The sequence below is a fragment of the Natronoarchaeum sp. GCM10025321 genome, from assembly GCF_042663585.1.
Classification (GTDB): Archaea; Halobacteriota; Halobacteria; order Halobacteriales; family Natronoarchaeaceae; genus Natranaeroarchaeum.
The window spans coordinates 539,575-557,213 of record NZ_JBHTAN010000006.1 but is presented as its reverse complement, the minus strand read 5'-3'; the positions used below and the strand labels follow the sequence as shown (position 1 = coordinate 557,213).

The following is a 17,639-nucleotide window of genomic DNA, read 5'->3' as shown; positions in this document are numbered from 1 at the left end:
ATAGAACGACCAAGTTAACCCGAATGGGACGTCGCCGATTCGTGGAGAATCTCAGCAAACTGGGACTCTCAGCGGAAACTGTGCGACACATGACAAAGGAAGATCTCGAAGATCTTACCGGAGATCCTACTGACGAAGTCCCCCGCGTAAAAGCCTTCAGAGTACAGAACCCGGAAGACTGGGAAGAGCCGCCGTATCCGGACGAACTGTTGCCGAGAGAACCTGAGTTCTACACCATTTCTCGGGACAAGTGGATCGAGGTCGAAACGGCCCGAGATGCCGCCAGTCGGTTTCAGGAACAAATCGATTCACTTGATTCGACCGGGCTGGTGACAGCCGGAATTACGAGAACGACTCGTGGGCAACATACGAAGTATGCAGTCAGTGTGAGCGTTCAGAAACGAGTTCCTGCCGAAAAACGGAGAGCGGTAGAGTCAGTCAGCGAACTCGAAGACGATTCAGCCGTTCAGACGCCCGATATCACCGCTGACGAATTGAAGGCAACACTGCCTGATCAGGCAACTGGTACAGTCGGAGAGACAAAAGATACGTCCTACACTGTCGAAAACATCCCAGTCGAGTTCTCTGAGGGGTATGTTTCCGAGGAGGCATGTGAGGATGTCACTTGTGAATGGCGGCCGGAGAGAACTCACTTCAACGAAGAATATCGCCTCACTGATCGCTGGAACGAGGGGATTCCGGGAGGGTGTCAGATCCAGCCGATGGGTGACAGCACCTCGTTTAGACGGGCGACTCTCGGGCTAAGACTTTACGATCCGGACGAATATACGATGTATATGGCCACTGCGGCACACACTGCAATTGCTGATGGCGAAGATAGTGACGATGCTATCGGACGAGAGATACTCCAACCATACGGTGGTGATCCGATCGGAGAAATAAAACGCGTGTGGTATCATAGTTCAGATGATGATGTGGAATCTCCCATAGATATAGCTCTCATGGAGCCATCCGGGACAATGGAGGCTCGTTCTGAGCTAGCTGGAAATAATGGCGAAATCTCAGGGGATCTTTCCGGTGATATCGTTGCTGAGGATGATTTAGTTGATCATTTTCCGGATGTTTGTACTCAGGGAATCCGGTCAGGTCGATGTAGAAAGGAGATTAATCGAATAACTGATGATGGAGAGCTAGAGATTTTCCGGACTTACACGGAGGGATCGGGTAATTCTGGAGGCCCCTATTTTGTTGAAGACGGCGACGACTTGCTCCCCGCTGCGATTCATCGTGCTGGGGACGATTATTTAGGCTATGGAACGTATATTGGAAATATAGAACAGGAGCTAGATATGGAAGTGAGGTGAGGTAGACTATGGATGGAATTAATAGAAGGAATATGATCGTCGCGAGCCTCCTCACTCTCTTCGCGGGCTGTTTGGATGACGGAACGCCAACTGAGGACGATGATGACGAGATGTCAACGTCTGACGAGAATGGTACAGACGATAATCAATCTGAGGAAACACCGACGGAACCACAATACAACGAATATATGAGTATCGAGGCGCTGGTGATCGAAGATGTCCCGTCGTCGATCGATCCAGTTCCATCGGATGACGAACGGGTCGATGGTACCGGTCTCTTCGCAGACCTATTCGAAAGGCTCGCCGATGAAGAGTATGAGCGTGGTACTGTTCATACGGCTGATTATGGGGAGTTCGAGAGCATCAGTACCGACGATATTAGCCCAGACTCTGATGAAGGAGAGGCTACAAGAGAAGCCTACGAGAGTCTCTCTGAACAGACTGCAGAAGGTCTTCCGACGAGCCCATATCTCAAACATCAGGGAGAAGTCGTAAGTGTCCGTCTCCGCGTTATACAGGAAGAGTAACCGGATCAGGTCCTGATTCGCAGAATTGTATATCGTTAACAGAACCGCCACAGCCAGCACAAAACATATACGACGGTCCGATCACCGATACCCATGGTCGCCCCTCAATACGTGCCGGAGGTGAGCCGATGACCCCTCCGAGCCGTCGGCAGGTCCTCACTGCGGGTGCTCTGGCTCTCCTCGCTGGCTGTCTCGATCAAGAGTCGCAATCGGAAGACGAGAACGGCGATGACAACGACGACTCCGACGACAACGAGAATGAGGACCCAGAAGAGGCAGAACCTCGGAGTGAGGACATGGTCATCGAAGTGTGGTTCATCGACGAGGTTCCGTCGTCCCTCGATCCGATCCCGTCGGACAACGACCGAGTGGACGGCGTCGGATTCTTCCCGGAAATATTCGAGACAGTGGCCGACGAGGACTACGAACGAGGCACTGTGCGGAGTGCCGAGTATGGGGAGTTCGAAGCGTTCGAGCTATACGAGAGTGATGCTACGAGTTCCAAGGCCGAAGCGACGCAGGAGGCATACGACGAACTTCCCGAGCAAAGTCCGGACGGGCTCCCCACGGCTCCATACCTCGAACACGAGGACGAGGTCATCACAATACGGCTCCTCGTTGGACAAGAAGAGTGAGGACACCGGATCTCGCTCACAGGATCCGATTCAAAACCGAGTAGAGCCGGCAAAAACCTATACGACGATCCGATCACCGATACCCATGGTCGCCCCTGAACACGCGCCGGAGGTGAGTCGATGACGCCGCCGAGCCGTCGGCAGGTCCTCTCCGTGAGTGCTCTGACGCTCCTCGCGGGCTGTCTAGACTCCAACTCGACGACTGGCGGCGAAGAAAACGGCGGTGAACGTGAAGACACTACTGGGGACGAGCAGAAATCCGAGGAACTGATGTATATCGAGGCCTGGGTTATCGAAGACGTTCCGTCATCGATCGATCCGATTCCATCGGACGACGACAGAGTCGACGGGGTAGGGCTCTTCGCCGAGCTGTTCGAGAAGCTTTCGGACGAAAAGTACGAACGCGGTACTGTTCGCAGTTCTGATTACGGGGAGTTCGAGGGGATTTCGATCCACGGAGTCAGTGCGACATCCGACAAAGCCGAGGCGACACAGGACGCCTACGAAGACCTCCCCCAGCAGAATGCGGAGGGACTTCCGAACGCCCATATCTCGACCATGAGGGAGAAGTGATCGCAATCGTGACACTGGGAATCGGGCGTGAAGAGTAACCTGAGCGAGTCCTGATTCACAGGCACACACACTCAGTAGCTCTCTACAGCCACTCCATCGAATCGCTCGAAGTCGTCCGTATTTTGCGTGACGACTGTCGCACCTTCCTCTCTGGCGACGGCGGCAATCAGTAGATCTCCGGCGAGGGAATTGATTTTGTCCTGATTCACTGTTTCGTCCCGGTGAAATTCCGCTTCTAGCTCGCCAGCAGTAACCGCATGTTCCATCTGGAACGGGAGGATCGTCGTCCACTCGAATTTTGACTGGATCTTGACTGCGTCCAGCTTCCCCTGAATCTCCCGTCCGACGGCGATTTCCTTGATGTTCAGTGTCGTCGTTACGAACTCCTCTTGTTCGTGCCGTTCGAGATAGTCCGCCACCGCTTGCCGTCCCGCCCAGTAATGAATGAGGAAGGTTGTATCAAGCAGTTTCATCGTCTGCCTCTACATCCGCGAGTTCGTTGAGAGCCTCCCGCTGGCGTGCGGACAGCCCTTCACCAGTCCGATCACGGGAGTCCGTAACGATCCGTTCGAGTTCGTCTGCGTCTCCCTCCGGGAGCGTTCCGAATCCCTCACGCCAATCGGCGGTCGCGTCGTCCAGTATGCGATCCACGAGGTCCGTGAAGCTCTCGTCCTCCCGTTTTCGAGCCTTCAACCGCTCGTATACGTCCTCCCGGATGCCGATGGTTTTCGTCCCCATAGTTTGTGTATGCATACACAAACACAAAATACTTTCTAGGACTCCAAAACTGGGATCGAGACAGAAATTAGATCGTGTGGACTGCTAGATATCGAGGCGTACGACTCACGATTGGCCGAGCGGAGAGATACCGCGATCCCACAGTGATTAGTCGGCGCGGCGACAACCCCGAATCATGACACTCACTGTCGCGGGCTTCGGCCTGGGCGGCCTCGGCCAGCTAGAACTCCAGTTGTTCGCGGACATGGACGGCGTCGACGTGATCGCCGGTGCCGACCCGGCGCTGAGTGCGCGCAAGAAGTTCGATACCGGATTCGACGCCCCGGCCTACAGGACGGCCGAGGAACTGCTCGACGAGCACGCCGTCGACATCGTCAACGTCGCCTCGATCCACTCGGTCCACTACGAGCAGGTCATGGCGGCACTCGACGCCGGCGCGCACGTCCACGTCGAGAAGCCGATGACGACGACCGTAGCGGACGCTGCTTCACTGGTCGACGCCGCCGCGGCGTCCGACCAACTGGTGCAGGTCGGCTACCAGCGTCACTTCGATCCGCGGTATCGGGAACTCCGCGAGCGCCTCGATAGGGGAGTCGTCGGCGAACCCCACTTCGTGGACTGTCACCTCGAACAGGACTGGGTCGACTACGCGAAGACGTGGCGCGGCGATGCCGAACTATCCGGCGGCGGCTTCCTCTATGACTCCGGGTCGCACCTGCTTGACGTCCTGCTCTGGACTCTCGACGCCGAGCCAGCGTCCGTGAGCGCAACCACGGATCCCCGGGGGACCGGCGTCGACATCAACAGCGCGCTCTCCGTCGAACTGGAGCGCAATGGGAACCGGGTGACTGCGAGCGTCGCGCTGATCGGCGACGGGCCGACAACGCCGGACGTGGGCGATTCGCTGGACGTCTACGGCAGGAGTGGCCAACTGGAGTACGCCCAGGACGGTCTCGTTCTCGCCAAACGCGGCGCCGATCCGACGGAGATTTCCGTCGAGGACGAGACCGAGTTCGTCGTGTTAACCGAGGCGAAACTGACGAATCTGGTCGAAGCGATCCGCGGCAACGCCGACATCGCGGTGCCGCCCGAGGACGGCCTTCGCGCCATCGCGCTCAGCGAGGCGGCGACGCTATCGGCCGAGCGTGGCGAATGCGTCGACGTGCAGGAACTGATCGCAGACGCTCGCCACAGTTGATACCGCGCCCCGATTCGGTGGAGTGAGAAATCCTCGTCCAGTCCGGTCCGTAAGTGAGCTTATCCTTCGAATACCATCGCGTAATGGTATGGCGGCAGTTCGACAGTCCGTTCGAGCGTGACGTCTGCAGCATCGAGCACGCACTGTTGGGTTTCTTCGGGCGTCATGCGTAACTCGGTCGGCGGCCCGCGTGGTTCGTCGTCGATTCGAGTCGTCTCCCGCAGAGTGTCGTGCCAGTTGAAGATCACGAACCGGCCATCCGGGCGGAGTGAATCGAACGCCTCCCGAACGAACGAGTTGGGGTCGTCGATTCCATGGAAGATATTCGCCACCATCACGGTATCGACTGGCTCGGGAAGCCGCTCCGATAGCGTTCGGGCGTCGCAATCGATCGTTTCGATGTTCTCTATCGACTGCAGGTCGGCGAGATGAGACAGTTCCGCCAACAGAGAGGAGTCGATATCGACCGCATAGACGGTTGCAGGAGCGGTAATTCGTGCCGCAGGGAGCGCGAAGTAGCCGTTCCCGCTTCCGATTTCAGCGAGTGTGTCTCCCGGTTCGACGCCGACTTCGCGGAGGGTTTCTCCCGGTGCTGGCCACAGTCGCCCCCACCAGTCCCAATCGGGTTGGCCCGTATTCTGGAACCTGTCCATACGCACGACCGAAACGGCCCACGCTGATCAGTTTTCTGATAGACAGAACGGTGGTTTCATCGAGTACACTCACCCCGAGTATCGCTCCGCACACCCGCCCTCCGACCAACGAGGGACGAGAGCGATAGCCGGGCCCCAGTGGCCGAGCGGAACCGAACGGCATTTTCCGGCGCGCTCCCGAGTCAGTGGTATGACCGCACTGCTGTCGGCCGACGGCGTCTCGAAGTCCTACGGGGACCTCGTGGCACTCGACGACGTCTCGCTGTCGATCCGCGAAGGGGAGGTGTTCGCGCTGATCGGCCCAAACGGCGCGGGTAAGACCACCCTCGTTCGAGCGCTCACCGGGACGACTGAGCCCGCCTCCGGAAGCATCTCCGTCTTCGGTGCGGCCCCCAGAGAGGTCGACACCGGACGCCTCGGCGTCTTGCCGCAGGATTTCTCGCCGCCGGATCGGCTCACCGCGCGTGAACTGCTCCGGTACTACGCGGGCCTGTACGACGACCCGCTCGACGCCGAGGACGTGCTGGCGACGGTCGGGCTGAGCGGTTCGGGCGATACCTGGTACGAGAACCTCTCGGGCGGCCAGCAACGCCGGGTCTGTCTCGGGAGTGCACTCGTCAACGACCCCGACCTGCTCTTTCTGGACGAACCGACGACTGGCATCGACCCGGCGGGCCGGCGTACCGTCGCCGAGCGCGTCGAAACGCTCGCAGCGGGCGGGACGACCGTCCTGCTGACGACCCACGACATGGCCGAAGCCGAAGCACTCGCTGATCGGGTCGGCCTGCTCGCGGACGGCGAACTCGTCGCTGTCGGCACCCCCGAGGAACTGCTCGCCGAACACGGCGGCGAAAGCCGACTGGAGATCGACCTCGACGACGGGGAGGAAGCCGCCGTAACAGCGCTCGCAGAACACGGCTTCGACGCCACCACGACGCGACAGGGCATCGCAGTCCACGGGATCGAGCCAACCGCGATCGGTACCGTCGTCGACGCCCTGGAGCGCGACGAACTCGAGTACACCTCACTCACCTGGCGCGAGCCAACCCTCGAAGACGTCTACATGACGCTGGCGGGAGCCGAGGAGCAGGGCTTCGTCGACCGTGGCCCCGCACCGACGAGTCCGGACCGGTCAGTGCCAGCAGGAGGTGAGCGTCAATGAGCAGCGTCGGCCGCGTTCGCTCCGAGTTGCTCGCCTCGTGGCACTCCTTTCTACGCCGCCGGACGGCGGTATTTTTCACCTTCTTTTTCCCTGTCCTGCTGATCGTCATCTTCGGTGCGCTCGTCCGGACCGACCCCGGCGGTGGCGGCCTGTTCACCGAACCCGCGGAGTACTACGTGCCCGGCTACGTCGCCGTCGTCGTGCTCTTTACGCCGCTGTCGCGACTCGGTAGCACGGTTGCCCGCCACCGCGACGACAACCGTTTCGAGAAGCTAGCGACGACGCCGCTCTCGAAACTGGAATGGCTGGCCGCACACACGCTCGTCAACGTCGTCATCATCGGCCTTGCCAGCCTGCTGGTGCTCGTACTGGTCGCAGTCCTGACGGGTGCGACCCTGCCCCTCTCGCCCCTGCTCGTGCCCTACGTGGTCGCCGGCGTGGTGCTGTTCTGTGGCGTCGGCGCGATGCTGGGGAGCTACACGGAATCCCAGGACGGCGCGATTGCAGCGAGCAACTCCATCGGCCTGCCGCTGCTCTTCCTCTCGGATACGTTCGTCCCACCGGAGTTACTCCCGGAGTGGTTCGCGCCGCTGATCGAACTCTCGCCGCTGACCTACTTCGCGCGAGGCGTCCGGACGCTCTCGACCGGCGGCGATCCGCTCGCCGATCTGGCGGTGCTCTCGGTGCTCGCCGTCGTCTTCTTCGCACTCGGAGCCTACTCGCTCCCACAGGCGGACTGAAAAACGGCGTCGCCTACTCGCCGCGCAGGTCGTCCATGTGGTCGATGCGCTGCTGGACGAGATTTTCTTTGCCGATATCGTGACGGACGCGCAGGCCCTCAGTACCGGCGCGTTCGAGGGCGTCTTCTGCGATCTCCTCTGCCTCGCTGATCGTATCAGCGACGCCGACGACCGCGTAGGAACGCGAGGTCGTCGTGTAGATGCCGTCCTCGCGGGCGTCGACGCTGGCGTAGTACAGCAGGGCGTCGCCAGCCGACTCCTCGTCGATCGTAACGATTGCGCCCGCGTCGGGATCGGTGGGGTAGCCGTCGGGGACAGCGTATTTGCAGACTGTCGCCTGCGCGTCGAAGGCGAGTTCGGGCAGGGCCTTGCCGTCGCGGGCCGCCGTCAGCACGTCGAGGAAGTCAGTCTCCAGCACTGGCAGCGTGTTCATCGCCTCCGGATCGCCGAAGCGGGCGTTGAACTCGACGACCTTGACGCCTTCGTCGGTGAGCATGAACTGGCCGTAGAGGACGCCCTTGTAGCCGGTGAGCGCCTCGACGACCGAGCGCATGATGTCGAGCGCCTCGGCGGAGTCGGCCGGCGTCATGAACGGGAGCTGGAAACTAGACGCGCTGTAACTCCCCATCCCGCCCGTGTTGGGCCCCTCGTCACCCTCGTAGGCGCGCTTGTGATCCTGCACTGCGGGCGTAATCCGGAGCGAGCCGTTGGCGACGAACCCCTGAATCGTGAACTCCTCGCCGACGAGGCGCTCTTCGAGAACGATCCGGTCGTAGTTCGAGTCACGGATGTACTCCTTTCCTTCCTCGGCGGTCACCTGATCGCCGATCACTTTGACGCCTTTGCCGCCTGTGAGGCCCGCCGGCTTGATGACGAGGTCGCCGTCGTACTCGTCGATATACTCGCAGGCGGCCTCGCCGTCGTCGAAGACCTCGAAGTCGGGACAGCCGGGAACGTCGTGCTCGGCCATGAACTCCCGCTGGAACGATTTGTCCGTCTCGATGCGCGCTTCCTCGGCCTGCGGGCCGAATGCGTAGATGCCCGCCGCATCGAGCGCGTCGGCCACGCCCTCGGCCAGCGGCGCTTCCGGCCCGACGACTGCGAGCGTCGCGTCGACCGACTCGGCGTAGTCGACGACTGTGTCAGCGTCGGTTGTATCGAGCGACTCGAAGCCTGCGGCGATCTCGTCGATCCCGGGATTCCGGTTTCCGGCGCAAGCGTACAGCGTCGTGTCACTGTCCTCGAGCGCTCGTGCAATGGCGTGTTCGCGGCCGCCGCCCCCGACCAGCAGCACGGTTTCAGACATACCCGAAAAACCGCCACAGGACAGTGTAAAGCTTGCTGTTCTCCGCACGCGGTAGACGGCCAGCCAACCAGTTCTCGCCGAGAAATTGATTAACAACACCCATATACAACCATTCGAAAGCGTAAACACCGGACCCGACGTAGTAGGCGGCATGAACAGATCGCCACCCCTCCAGGGCCCACTTTTCGAGGCCGTGCAGCGGAGCGATATCTTCGAGGACTCGAAGACGTTCGTCGACTGCGTCCCGCGGTTGGATCCGAAGACGATCCGCAACCGGTTCGAGACCCGACGACAGGACCCGGAGTTCGATCTCCAGGACTTCGTCTACGAGCACTTCGAGGTCCCCGACGCCGCGGCCAGGGAGGCGACAGAGGACGAAGACACCCGGACTGACGATTCGATGGGCGAGCATATCCGGACGCTCTGGCCCCAGCTGGTCGACCATCCGAGCGACGAGCGCGCCGTCGAGTACGGCTCGCTGATCGGGACGCCAAAGCCATATGTCACGCCCGGCGGTCGGTTTCGGGAGCTATACTACTGGGACACCTACTTCACCGCGGAGGGGCTGGCAGCCAGCGGCCACATCGAAGACGTCGAGAACATCGTCGAGAACTTCGCGTGGGCCGTCGACGAGTTCGGCTACGTTCCCAACGCGAACCGGGAGTACCAGACCTCGCGGACCCAGCCGCCGCTGTTCGCGGAGACGGTGGGGATACTCGAACGCGAACGCGGCATCGACGCGGTTGCCCCCTATCTCGACGCGCTCGACGCCGAGTACGAGTTCTGGATGTCCGGGCAGGAGGACCTCGACGGCGAGGGGACGGCAGCGCGCAGGGTCGTCGACCCTGGCGACGCAGTCCTGAATCGATACTGGGACGAGACGACTGGCCCCCGTCTGGAGGCGTTCGACGAGGACGTCGAACTCGCAGAGAGCGTACCGGAGCGCGACCGTGAAAAGCTCTATCGCGACGTTCGCGCGGCCTGTGAATCCGGCTGGGACTTCAGCAGTCGCTGGTGTCGGGACGACTCGCTGGAGACCATCCGGACCACGGAACTGGTCCCGGTTGATCTGAACGCCTTGCTGTACGGCGTCGAATCGGATCTGGCGCGCTGGCATGCGGCAGTCGGCGACGACGCCGCAAGCGACGAGTACGCCGCCGCGGCAGCGCGTCGCGCCGAAGCCCTCGACCGGTACTGCTGGGACGAGCAAGCGGGGTTCTACTTCGACTACAGTTTCGTCGACGACGAGCGCACCGACAAGTGGAGCCTCGCCGCGGCCGTGCCGCTGTATGTCGGCCTGGCGAGCGACGAGCAGGCCGCGGCCATCGCCGACCACCTCCGGACGAAGTTCCTCGAAAAAGGGGGGCTGGTGACGACACTCACCGAGAGCGGCGAGCAGTGGGACGCCCCGAACGGCTGGGCACCGCTGCACTGGTTCGCGGTCCAGGGGCTGGAACGCTACGGCCACGACGAACTGGCCCGGGACATCGCGACGCGATGGGTGGACCACGCGCGGGTCGTCTACCAGCGAACCGGCCGAATGATCGAGAAGTACGACGTCACCGCCACAGGTCGGACCGGAAGCGGCGGCGAGTATCGCGTGCAACACGGCTTCGGCTGGACGAACGGCGTCACCATCGCCTTCCAGCAACAGTACGACCTCTTCGAGCGGGAGTGAACAACGGGAGCTTTTTCGCACGGCGATGGCTACCCCGTCATCGTGCTCTCGACTGACGGAGCGGCCCCCAACAGCCGATATAGCTGGTTCATCGCCGTCGTCGGCGCGGCCGCGATGGTGTTCACGTTCGGGACGCCGCTTTCCTACGGCATCCTGCGAGCGCCGCGGGGCGGCGACGGGCCTGATCTTCGTCGGGAACGGGCTGGGACTCTTTCTGCTGGCGCCGCTCTGGCAGTATGCAATCTCGACCGTCGGCATCGACCAGGCCTTTCTGCTCGTCATGTCCGTCTCGGCGATCATGTTTCTGGCCGCCCGGCTTGTCTATGGTCGGCCGTCCTGGGCCGGAAATCGCGTCGGCCAGCGCCCTCAGGCAGGAATAGCCTCTTCGGCTACCCCGAGGTTCCCCGGCGAAACGCGCTATACACGAGATAGCCGAAGAGAAGCGCACCGCCGAGCGCGAGCGCGTAGCCGAACTGGATGATGGAGGGCCTCCCCGCGGCGAGGGCGACAGCGTGGACGACGAGCGCACCGCCAAGTCCGCCGATAGAGAGCAGCGCGGCACGGTTCGTCGACCCCGGGAGTACGCCCACCCGCGGCGGGTAGAACTGGTAGGCCATCCCGACCACTGTTAGCCCCAGAAAGCCCAGCAGATTCAGCCGGAGATGCAGCGTCACGGTTGCCGCCGTGAGCCCCTCCAGCGCGAACCACAGGCCGAGCGAGACGCCGGCAACACCGCTTAGCATGGCCACAGCGACCGCGTAGAAGCCGACCCGGCGACGCTCTGACCGGTAGAGCATCCACAGCGTCACGGCCGCAAACAGCGAGACTGCGAGGGCTTCGAGGAGCGCCCCGGCGAGCAGGAATCGCGCGTCAACGAGTCCGCAGACGAGCAAGAGCGGCGCGAGCGCACCCGCGGGGAGCACGATCCACGGCGCCCACAGCGGCGGGTACGCCACGAGAAAGCGCGGCAGGAGTCGAAAGCCCAGTGCGAAGACGAACAGCGTCGCCGTACCCGCAGCGAGCAGATGGGTAGTCTGTGCGGGGAGCCCGTCGAAGAGTGTCGGCAATCCGCCATAGAGTGCCGCGGTTTCGTAGGCTCCGACGAGCAGATAGCCCAGCGCAACCGGCATGAAGCCGTTCGATAGCCGATCCACGGGGCGGCGGTCGGCGTTGTGATCGCCAGTCCCCGTCTCGCCGGCAAGGAGTGGGTCGCCGATGGTCCGGACCAGCGCGGCGACGAAGAGTGCGACGCCGAGCGCCCAGAGCAGCGCGCCGGCAGACGAGAGGGCGGCCGGGCCGACGTCGAGCGAGGCCGCGACGAGACCAGCAGTGCCGAGGACGACCAGCGGGAACTGCACTGCGGGTGCCCGGGCGACGGCGAGTTGCCGGTCGAAATATGCCGGGACGAGCGCGTAGGCCTTGCCGAAGAGCACGTGAAAGACGAAGCCGTAGACGGCCAGCAGTATCTCCGTCCGGCGCGGGACCGCGAAGAGAATGCCGATCTGCCAGGCGATCAGCGCGAGCGCGCCCACGAGGACGTAGCGTTTCGACCAGCGGGACGTTTCCTGGGTCATCGACGATAGCTGTTCGGGGGGCTACACAGGCACCCCAGTTAGGTGTTGTCGCGATCATGTGCGGCATTGCGATGTGCGAGACCGGGGGGTCGGTCAGTGACACCGGCACAGTCGACGGCTTCGCACCGTAGCCACTGCTTCGGGCCGCAGTGCCTGCCCTCCCCCGTCGAGCACGACCCCCCGCAATCGCGGGGGACGTGCTCTCGGCCGGGTGGTCGTCGGGGTGGAGGTTCTGCCCGCAAGGACGCCCTTTAGGACCGCCAGCACCTACGGAGAGTTATGACCGATCCGACCCGTCGAAACCGCCTCGACGAGGAACAGAGCCCGTATCTCACCCAGCACGCGGACAACCCCGTCAACTGGCAGCCCTGGGACGAGGACGCCCTGGAGGCCGCCCGCGAGCGCGACGTACCGATCTTCCTTTCAATCGGCTACTCGGCGTGTCACTGGTGTCACGTCATGGAGGAGGAGAGCTTTGAGGACGAGACCGTCGCCGAACGACTCAACGAGAACTTCGTCCCGATCAAGGTCGACCGCGAGGAGCGACCGGATCTGGACAGCGTCTATCAGACCGTCTGTCAACTCGTCAGCGGGCGGGGTGGCTGGCCGCTCTCGGTCTGGCTGACGCCCGAGGGCAAGCCGTTCTACGTGGGGACCTACTTCCCGCGGGAGAGCCGTCAGGGAATGCCCGGCTTCCTCGAACTGCTCGACAACATCACCGGTTCGTGGGCCGAATCCCGCGACGAGATGGAGTCCCGCGCCGAGGAGTGGACGAAAGCGGCGAAAGGCCGACTGGAGGAGACGCCGAGTCAGCCGACCGAACTCGAAGATAGCGTGCTTGTCGACGCCGCGAACACGGCGCTTCGTGCCGCTGATCGCGACCACGGCGGGTTCGGCTCCAGTGGCCCGAAGTTCCCCCAGCCATCGCGGCTTCACCTGCTCATGCAGGCGTTCGATCGGACGGGCCGGGAGACGTTCCGCGACGCCGCGGTCGAGAGCCTCGACGCGATGGGCAACCGGGGACTCTACGACCACGTCGGCGGCGGCTTCCACCGCTACGCCACCGACCGCGAGTGGATCGTCCCGCACTTCGAAAAGATGCTCTACGACAACGCCGAGATTCCGCGCGCCTATCTCGCTGGCTATCAACTCACAGGCGAGGACCGCTACGCGCAGGTCGTCGAGGAGACTTTCGAGTTCGTCGAACGCGAACTCACTCACGAGGACGGCGTCGGTGACCGCGCACGCGGCGGCTTTTACAGCACTCTGGACGCCCAGAGCGACGGCGAGGAGGGCAAGTTCTACGTCTGGACGCCCGGACAGGTCGAGGCGGTCCTGGACGAGGACGCCGACCTGTTCTGTGATCGCTACGGCATCACCCGCTCGGGGAACTTCGAGGGCAAGACCGTGTTGACCCTGGCGCGAAGCGTCGACTCGCTGGCCGAGGAGTACGACCTCTCAGAAAGGGACATCGAGGACCGACTGTCCGACGCTCGCGAGCAGATCTTCGCGGCGAGAGCGGAGCGTGTCCGGCCCCGGCGCGACGAGAAGATCCTCGCGGGCTGGAACGGCCTGATGATCTCCACGCTGGCGGAGGGCGGACTCGCCCTCGACGAGCGCTGGACCGACCTCGCCGAGGACGCGCTCGCGTTCGTCCGTGAGCACCTCTGGGACGAGGACAGCGGTGAACTCGCCCGGCGGTACAAACCCGCGACCGACGAGGCGGGCGACGTCAAGGGCGATGGCTATCTCGAGGACTACGCCTTCCTTGCCCGCGGCGCGTTCGACTGCTATCAGGCGACCGGCGACGTCGAGCACCTCGCCTTCGCACTGGAGCTGGCGCGGACGATCGAAGCCGAGTTCTGGGACGCCGAGGAGGGAACGATCTACTACACCCCCGCAAGCGGCGAGTCGCTCGTGACGCGTCCACAGGAGCGCCGCGACCAGTCGACGCCGTCGAGTCTCGGCGTCGCGGTCGACCTCCTGCTGTCCCTCTCGCCTTTCGTCGATCACGAGCGGTTCGGCGACATCGCCGAGACCGTCCTCTCGACGCACGGCCAGCAGATCGAATCGAGTCCGATGGAACACACCACGCTCACGCTGGCGGCCGACCGCAGACAGACTGGCGACCTCGAACTCACCGTCTCCGCCGACGCACTGCCCGCGGAGTGGCGCGACCGCCTCGCGGAGACGTACCTGCCCAACCGAATTCTGGCGCGGCGACCGCCGACCGCGGCGGGGCTCTCGGACTGGCTGGCGACGCTCGACCTCGACGAGGCACCGCCGATCTGGAAGGACCGCGAGGCGCAGGGGAGCGACCCCACGCTCTACACCTGTCGCTCCTTTACCTGCTCGCCGCCGGTCACGAGCATCGACGAGGCGCTTTCGTGGGCCGAGGATCTGGCCCCGGAGTACGACGACTAAACGCGGATCACTCCTCTCCCTCGTCGTCGGCACCCTCGGGACGACCGCCGTGTTCGGTCGGGGTCGTCGTCGATTCAGCATCAGTGGCACTCCTCGCCACCGATGTAGACGCTGAAGCGGTCTCGATTGCCGGTTCGCCGATAGCGAGCGTATCGTAGTCCTCGACGAACGTCACGACCATCGCCACGAAGATGCCCAGAACGATCGGCCCGACGAACAGGCCGACGAAGCCGAGCACGTAGACGCCGCCGAACACCCCGACGAGGATGAGGCCGGGGTTGAGATGGGCGCGCTTGTCGATCACGAGTGGGCGCGCAAAGTTGTCGACCATACTCACGACCAGGATCCCATAAAGCGCGAGAAACGTCGCTGAGACCGGGTCGCCGATAACCGCGAGATAGAGCGCGGCCGGTCCCCAGACCAGGAACGCGCCGATCAGTGGCAGCAGGGCGAGGACGATCATCACGAACGTCCAGAAGGCGACACTGGGGATGCCGGCGGCCCAGAGAGCGACGCCGCCGAGTAGTCCCTGCAGGAAGGCGACGGAGATATGACCGATGACGACGCCCCACGTCGTCTGTTCGATCTTTTCGAAGAGATTGTCGGTCACGTCACGCGGGAGCGGCGAGTTCGTCTGCATCCAGGCGACGAACTTCGGCCCGTCTTTCAGACCGTAGTAGAGCAGGAAGAACAGGAGTGCAAGGCCAAGTGAGGTCCGGAGTGCGAATGCGACGAATCCGGTCGCCCCCGATGAGAGCACGTCCAGAAGCTGTCTCGCACCGGTCATCAGTTGCTGTTCGATGTCGATGACGAGGCCGAACTGCTCGAACAGGGTCGCCTCGACGTTGTCGATTTCGAGGCCCGTCCGGCCGCGGGCGAGGTTCTGGAGGTCTCGGGTGAGCGCAGTGGCGATATAATAAAACGGTAGAAACGCCGTCAGTACGGTCGCGACGATCAACAGTAACGGCGACGCCTGCCTGCCGAGATGGGGCACGAGGCGCCGGTGAAGCGGAGAGAGAACGTATGCGAGGACGACAGCAGAAAGCACGTACTCGACGAAAGGGAGGACGATGAGAAGCGCCGCAAGTCCGGACAAAGCGATGCAGATCAGCAGAAACGACTGTGATCGATTCATATGGGAACTTATTGTGGTTGCGACAAAAATCCACTGGAGTGGGGAACCGTCAGAGGGCGGGCGGATCGGCCAACTACACGAAAGTTTAATATTTATCCCGATTCAGAGTGTAGTACATGGCGGATAAAGACGACCTCAAAGACCAGATGATCGACGCCTTCGAGGGCGCTGACTACCCCATCTCCAGTCCGATGGATCTCGTTCCGGCACTGCCGAACGGCCCCGGAACGAAGTTCGAGTCCGGTGACTTCTCGATGACTGCAATGGAGCTCAACACCAAACTCGGCGGCGGCGACTTCCCGTACGATTCGGCGGAAGCCTTCGTCGACGACGTCCTCGAACAGCTCGACGATCAGGACCTGATCTGATCGGCCGACCGTCGCTCGATTTCTTTGCGCCAGCCCCCCGAGCGACGGCACCGTCCTGCCCGCCCGTCGTCACAGGCTATTTAATAGTCGCCTTCGCAGGGAACTGTATGCCTGCAATAGAGATTACTGAGGATCAACAGGAGTATCTCGAAGATCTGCGCGCGGAACTCGAAGCCGACATCGTCGGTCCCTACGGACACGTCCGCATCGGCGACGCGGTCCAGTATCTGATCGACAACCACGACGGAACGCTCGACGACGTGCTCGCAGAGGAGGCTGCTGACGTCACAAAGTCCGACGATAGCCGTGACGTCGACGCGGATACTGAGGAAAGCGAAGACACGTCCGAGGAGAGTGAGGACGACGACGCCGAGGAGAGCGGAGATGATGATGCCGAAAAGAGCGAAGACGATGACGCCGATGAGCCCGAGGACGATGACGCCGACGACGACCAGAGCGGCGAGGACCGGCTCTCGGCGATGATGTCGTTACTGGACACCCACGACGAGAAGTGGCGAGAGACCAGTGGCGACGCGCGCTACGAGGTCGACCTCCCGGACGGAACGAGCGAGGACGCCCCGACGAAAGACGACGTCCGGGCGCTGCTGTTCAAGAACTACTGATCGCACAAACGTTGATTGGCCAGGCCGTCGTCCGCTGCATATGGTAGATGACGGTGACGAACGGCACGTGATCGTACAGGCCCAATCACAACTGGAAGACTGGACGGCAAGGGCACGGATGGAGGCGTACAGCGAACTTTTCGAGGGCGAGGATCCGCTCCTCTCGGCTGAAGACCTACGGCTTCTCGACGCACTCGACTCGAGGCTCGAACGGCAGGGAGACGACGGTATCTGGGGAACCGACCAGTACGGGATTCACTCTGCGGGTGAGACAGGCCCTGATCTACCGCTCGGCGTCGTCTGCGTGTATCGCCCACAGGTCACGGCGGACTCCGTCCTGCGAGGCGGGGCGGGACTTGACGACGACACCGAAGAGCGAATCAATACGGCGCTCTGGGACTATAGCGAGCGCGTCTCGGCACTCATCGAAGAAGAGCTAGCAGCGTTTCTGCGTGAAACACAGCAATGATCGCTGCTACTCGGCGTTGGTGGTCTTTTTGACTTCGGTGATGATGATGTCCCAGTCCGGATGCTCGGGGCCGTTTCTGCAGTCCCAGCCCCCTTCGACATCGATGCCGTTTTGATCTGCGCGCTGGAGGAGCGATTCTAACTCCGCGTGAAAGTCCGACTCTGACCCAGGCACGGATTCATCGCCCGTCATGACGCTGACGACCCCGTGAGATCCGCGTCCGTCCCTTGCTCGTCCGGCCGTGTGAGCGCAACGTCATCGAAGTTCGGCACGATGCCGTGTTCCTCGAGTCTGAGGGAGACGTCGACGTCTTGTGCCTCCGCGAGCAACGCAGTCGTGGCAATGGTCCGAGAGGCCGTTTCCTGTTCGTACCGGGTGCGATACGTTCGAGAGTTCTGGTAGGACTCAAGCGGTCGTAGGCCGACACCACTCCGTGTAGCGATCATTAAAGATATCTAGCTGCCAGTGCTGTTTGAGTTCGGTTACTGATTATACAGTACCTATATAAGTA

20 protein-coding genes and 1 pseudogene are annotated in these 17,639 nt (G+C 62.4%); 13 read left to right on the top strand and 8 right to left on the bottom strand.

Annotated elements, in window-relative coordinates; genetic code table 11:
• Positions 1-41 precede the first annotated feature (41 nt).
• The 4 genes from ACFQL3_RS05670 to ACFQL3_RS05655 all read left to right on the top strand — a co-directional run bounded on the left by ACFQL3_RS05670 (position 42) and on the right by ACFQL3_RS05655 (position 3,060).
• Positions 42-1,325, top strand: a complete 1,284-nt coding sequence (locus tag ACFQL3_RS05670) for a hypothetical protein (RefSeq protein ID WP_377052208.1) — start codon at positions 42-44, stop codon at positions 1,323-1,325.
• 8 nt (positions 1,326-1,333) lie between these two features.
• Positions 1,334-1,852, top strand: coding sequence for a hypothetical protein (locus tag ACFQL3_RS05665; protein WP_377052207.1), 519 nt, complete (start codon positions 1,334-1,336; stop codon positions 1,850-1,852).
• 128 nt (positions 1,853-1,980) lie between these two features.
• Positions 1,981-2,487, top strand: coding sequence for a hypothetical protein (locus ACFQL3_RS05660; protein WP_377052205.1), 507 nt, complete (start codon positions 1,981-1,983; stop codon positions 2,485-2,487).
• A 120-nt stretch (positions 2,488-2,607) separates the two neighbouring features.
• Entirely contained in the window at positions 2,608-3,060 is a 453-nt protein-coding gene (locus ACFQL3_RS05655) for a hypothetical protein (protein ID WP_377052203.1), read from the top strand.
• A 71-nt stretch (positions 3,061-3,131) separates the two neighbouring features.
• On the opposite strand, the gene ACFQL3_RS05650 is transcribed toward ACFQL3_RS05655, so the two are convergent.
• Both ACFQL3_RS05650 and ACFQL3_RS05645 read right to left on the bottom strand, forming a co-directional pair.
• On the bottom strand, positions 3,132-3,533 hold the full coding sequence (locus ACFQL3_RS05650) for a type II toxin-antitoxin system VapC family toxin (RefSeq protein ID WP_377052201.1): 402 nt from the start codon (positions 3,531-3,533) through the stop codon (positions 3,132-3,134).
• On the bottom strand, positions 3,520-3,798 hold the full coding sequence (locus tag ACFQL3_RS05645) for an antitoxin VapB family protein (RefSeq protein WP_377052199.1): 279 nt from the start codon (positions 3,796-3,798) through the stop codon (positions 3,520-3,522). Before ACFQL3_RS05645 ends, ACFQL3_RS05650 begins: the two co-directional genes overlap by 14 nt.
• A 175-nt stretch (positions 3,799-3,973) precedes the next feature.
• On the opposite strand from ACFQL3_RS05645, the gene ACFQL3_RS05640 reads away from it, so the two are divergent.
• Positions 3,974-4,996 carry a Gfo/Idh/MocA family protein gene (locus tag ACFQL3_RS05640; RefSeq protein WP_377052197.1) on the top strand — a complete coding sequence of 341 codons (1,023 nt, stop codon included), beginning with the start codon at positions 3,974-3,976 and terminating at the stop codon, positions 4,994-4,996.
• 59 nt (positions 4,997-5,055) lie between these two features.
• Here ACFQL3_RS05640 and ACFQL3_RS05635 read toward each other — a convergent pair whose 3' ends face one another.
• Positions 5,056-5,649, bottom strand: coding sequence for a class I SAM-dependent methyltransferase (locus ACFQL3_RS05635; protein ID WP_377052195.1), 594 nt, complete (start codon positions 5,647-5,649; stop codon positions 5,056-5,058).
• Between the two features lie 190 nt (positions 5,650-5,839).
• On the opposite strand from ACFQL3_RS05635, the gene ACFQL3_RS05630 reads away from it, so the two are divergent.
• Both ACFQL3_RS05630 and ACFQL3_RS05625 read left to right on the top strand, forming a co-directional pair.
• Positions 5,840-6,811 (top strand): ABC transporter ATP-binding protein, encoded by a 972-nt coding sequence (locus ACFQL3_RS05630; protein ID WP_377052193.1) that lies wholly within the window; start codon positions 5,840-5,842, stop codon positions 6,809-6,811.
• Positions 6,808-7,551: an ABC transporter permease gene (locus ACFQL3_RS05625; RefSeq protein WP_377052191.1), complete on the top strand. Its 744-nt coding sequence runs from the start codon at positions 6,808-6,810 to the stop codon at positions 7,549-7,551. The genes ACFQL3_RS05630 and ACFQL3_RS05625 overlap by 4 nt, the downstream gene beginning before the upstream one ends.
• 13 nt (positions 7,552-7,564) lie before the next feature.
• On the opposite strand, the gene purD is transcribed toward ACFQL3_RS05625, so the two are convergent.
• Entirely contained in the window at positions 7,565-8,857 is a 1,293-nt protein-coding gene (gene purD / locus ACFQL3_RS05620; protein ID WP_377052189.1) for a phosphoribosylamine--glycine ligase, read from the bottom strand.
• A gap of 151 nt (positions 8,858-9,008) precedes the next feature.
• Between purD and treF the strand changes: the two genes are divergently transcribed.
• Together treF and ACFQL3_RS05610 are read left to right on the top strand one after the other, a co-directional pair.
• Entirely contained in the window at positions 9,009-10,535 is a 1,527-nt protein-coding gene (treF, locus tag ACFQL3_RS05615) for an alpha,alpha-trehalase TreF (protein ID WP_377052187.1), read from the top strand.
• Between the two features lie 97 nt (positions 10,536-10,632).
• Positions 10,633-10,878: pseudogene (locus tag ACFQL3_RS05610) on the top strand (hypothetical protein); the annotation flags it as partial.
• Positions 10,879-10,924: 46 nt separating this feature from the next.
• Here ACFQL3_RS05610 and ACFQL3_RS05605 read toward each other — a convergent pair.
• A complete protein-coding gene (locus tag ACFQL3_RS05605; RefSeq protein WP_377052185.1) occupies positions 10,925-12,109 on the bottom strand; it encodes a hypothetical protein in 1,185 nt (394 codons plus the stop codon).
• Between the two features lie 279 nt (positions 12,110-12,388).
• On the opposite strand from ACFQL3_RS05605, the gene ACFQL3_RS05600 reads away from it, so the two are divergent.
• A complete protein-coding gene (locus tag ACFQL3_RS05600; protein ID WP_377052183.1) occupies positions 12,389-14,533 on the top strand; it encodes a thioredoxin domain-containing protein in 2,145 nt (714 codons plus the stop codon).
• A 7-nt stretch (positions 14,534-14,540) separates the two neighbouring features.
• Here the strand turns inward: ACFQL3_RS05600 and ACFQL3_RS05595 are convergent, their stop codons facing one another.
• A complete protein-coding gene (locus ACFQL3_RS05595) occupies positions 14,541-15,668 on the bottom strand; it encodes an AI-2E family transporter (protein ID WP_377052181.1) in 1,128 nt (375 codons plus the stop codon).
• Positions 15,669-15,784: 116 nt separating this feature from the next.
• On the opposite strand from ACFQL3_RS05595, the gene ACFQL3_RS05590 reads away from it, so the two are divergent.
• From ACFQL3_RS05590 to ACFQL3_RS05580, 3 genes are all read left to right on the top strand, one after another.
• Positions 15,785-16,036: an MTH865 family protein gene (locus ACFQL3_RS05590; protein WP_377052179.1), complete on the top strand. Its 252-nt coding sequence runs from the start codon at positions 15,785-15,787 to the stop codon at positions 16,034-16,036.
• A gap of 107 nt (positions 16,037-16,143) precedes the next feature.
• On the top strand, positions 16,144-16,659 hold the full coding sequence (locus tag ACFQL3_RS05585) for a hypothetical protein (protein WP_377052177.1): 516 nt from the start codon (positions 16,144-16,146) through the stop codon (positions 16,657-16,659).
• A gap of 40 nt (positions 16,660-16,699) precedes the next feature.
• A complete protein-coding gene (locus ACFQL3_RS05580) occupies positions 16,700-17,128 on the top strand; it encodes a DUF7539 family protein (protein ID WP_377052175.1) in 429 nt (142 codons plus the stop codon).
• A 6-nt stretch (positions 17,129-17,134) separates the two neighbouring features.
• On the opposite strand, the gene ACFQL3_RS05575 is transcribed toward ACFQL3_RS05580, so the two are convergent.
• Both ACFQL3_RS05575 and ACFQL3_RS05570 read right to left on the bottom strand, forming a co-directional pair.
• The gene (locus ACFQL3_RS05575) at positions 17,135-17,302 is read right to left on the bottom strand and encodes a hypothetical protein (protein WP_377052173.1); all 168 of its coding nucleotides are present in this window, start codon (positions 17,300-17,302) and stop codon (positions 17,135-17,137) included.
• Between the two features lie 14 nt (positions 17,303-17,316).
• A complete protein-coding gene (locus ACFQL3_RS05570) occupies positions 17,317-17,574 on the bottom strand; it encodes a hypothetical protein (RefSeq protein ID WP_377052171.1) in 258 nt (85 codons plus the stop codon).
• Between the last annotated feature and the right edge of the window lie 65 nt (positions 17,575-17,639).

Bases quoted from the DNA above. Each gene is read 5' to 3' on its own strand.
- ACFQL3_RS05665 (WP_377052207.1), top strand. From the start codon at position 1,334: ATGGATGGAATTAATAGAAGGAATATGATCGTCGCGAGCCTCCTCACT.
- ACFQL3_RS05660 (WP_377052205.1), top strand. From the start codon at position 1,981: ATGACCCCTCCGAGCCGTCGGCAGGTCCTCACTGCGGGTGCTCTGGCT.
- ACFQL3_RS05655 (WP_377052203.1), top strand. From the start codon at position 2,608: ATGACGCCGCCGAGCCGTCGGCAGGTCCTCTCCGTGAGTGCTCTGACG.
- ACFQL3_RS05650 (WP_377052201.1), bottom strand. From the start codon at position 3,533: ATGAAACTGCTTGATACAACCTTCCTCATTCATTACTGGGCGGGACGG.
- ACFQL3_RS05645 (WP_377052199.1), bottom strand. From the start codon at position 3,798: ATGGGGACGAAAACCATCGGCATCCGGGAGGACGTATACGAGCGGTTG.
- ACFQL3_RS05640 (WP_377052197.1), top strand. From the start codon at position 3,974: ATGACACTCACTGTCGCGGGCTTCGGCCTGGGCGGCCTCGGCCAGCTA.
- ACFQL3_RS05635 (WP_377052195.1), bottom strand. From the start codon at position 5,649: ATGGACAGGTTCCAGAATACGGGCCAACCCGATTGGGACTGGTGGGGG.
- ACFQL3_RS05630 (WP_377052193.1), top strand. From the start codon at position 5,840: ATGACCGCACTGCTGTCGGCCGACGGCGTCTCGAAGTCCTACGGGGAC.
- ACFQL3_RS05625 (WP_377052191.1), top strand. From the start codon at position 6,808: ATGAGCAGCGTCGGCCGCGTTCGCTCCGAGTTGCTCGCCTCGTGGCAC.
- purD (WP_377052189.1), bottom strand. From the start codon at position 8,857: ATGTCTGAAACCGTGCTGCTGGTCGGGGGCGGCGGCCGCGAACACGCC.
- treF (WP_377052187.1), top strand. From the start codon at position 9,009: ATGAACAGATCGCCACCCCTCCAGGGCCCACTTTTCGAGGCCGTGCAG.
- ACFQL3_RS05605 (WP_377052185.1), bottom strand. From the start codon at position 12,109: ATGACCCAGGAAACGTCCCGCTGGTCGAAACGCTACGTCCTCGTGGGC.
- ACFQL3_RS05600 (WP_377052183.1), top strand. From the start codon at position 12,389: ATGACCGATCCGACCCGTCGAAACCGCCTCGACGAGGAACAGAGCCCG.
- ACFQL3_RS05595 (WP_377052181.1), bottom strand. From the start codon at position 15,668: ATGAATCGATCACAGTCGTTTCTGCTGATCTGCATCGCTTTGTCCGGA.
- ACFQL3_RS05590 (WP_377052179.1), top strand. From the start codon at position 15,785: ATGGCGGATAAAGACGACCTCAAAGACCAGATGATCGACGCCTTCGAG.
- ACFQL3_RS05585 (WP_377052177.1), top strand. From the start codon at position 16,144: ATGCCTGCAATAGAGATTACTGAGGATCAACAGGAGTATCTCGAAGAT.
- ACFQL3_RS05580 (WP_377052175.1), top strand. From the start codon at position 16,700: ATGGTAGATGACGGTGACGAACGGCACGTGATCGTACAGGCCCAATCA.
- ACFQL3_RS05570 (WP_377052171.1), bottom strand. From the start codon at position 17,574: ATGATCGCTACACGGAGTGGTGTCGGCCTACGACCGCTTGAGTCCTAC.